Origin of the sequence: Bradyrhizobium sp. NBAIM03, from assembly GCF_020194055.1 — a bacterium.
GTDB classification, from domain to species: domain Bacteria; phylum Pseudomonadota; class Alphaproteobacteria; order Rhizobiales; family Xanthobacteraceae; genus Bradyrhizobium; species Bradyrhizobium yuanmingense.
In genome coordinates, this window is the sequence record NZ_JADYVS010000146.1 from 1 (window position 1) to 453 (window position 453).

At 61.8% G+C, this 453-nt stretch carries 1 pseudogene; it reads right to left on the reverse strand.

What is annotated here, in order from left to right:
- Positions 1-124: 124 nt before the first annotated feature.
- A pseudogene (locus I6F21_RS37805) lies at positions 125-453 on the reverse strand (lipid-A-disaccharide synthase); the annotation flags it as partial.

Consider the following 453-nt stretch of genomic DNA (forward strand, 5'->3'; position numbering starts at 1 on the left):
GGCCAATGGCCCGCGTCCAGCCTCATCCACGCCGCACAGGATGCGACGCGCACGCTTGGCCGCCGGCTCTTGCGAGAGCAGCAGGCCGAGCTGGTCGGGATTGGGTTTGCGGGAAGCCATGGGCTTAAAGCTTACTGCGACTGCGTAGCAGATCGACAACGACTTTCGCTCCAATCTCCGCCATGTTCTGCTTGAGCGTCAGGTGCATCTGCGTGAAGTGTTCACGCAGGAACGTGGCGTTGCCATGGTCGCTGAGTTGCAGCAGCGTTTCGCGCGCGAGTGCCTCGGGGGTCGCGTCATCCTGCAGCAGTTCCGGCACGACAAAGCGGCCGGACAGGATGTTCGGCAGCCCAACATACGGCAGATAGCCTTTGCGCTTCATGATCTGCGCGGTCAACCAGGGCACCTTGTAGGTGATGACCATCGGTTTCTTGTACAGCGCCGCTTCCAGCG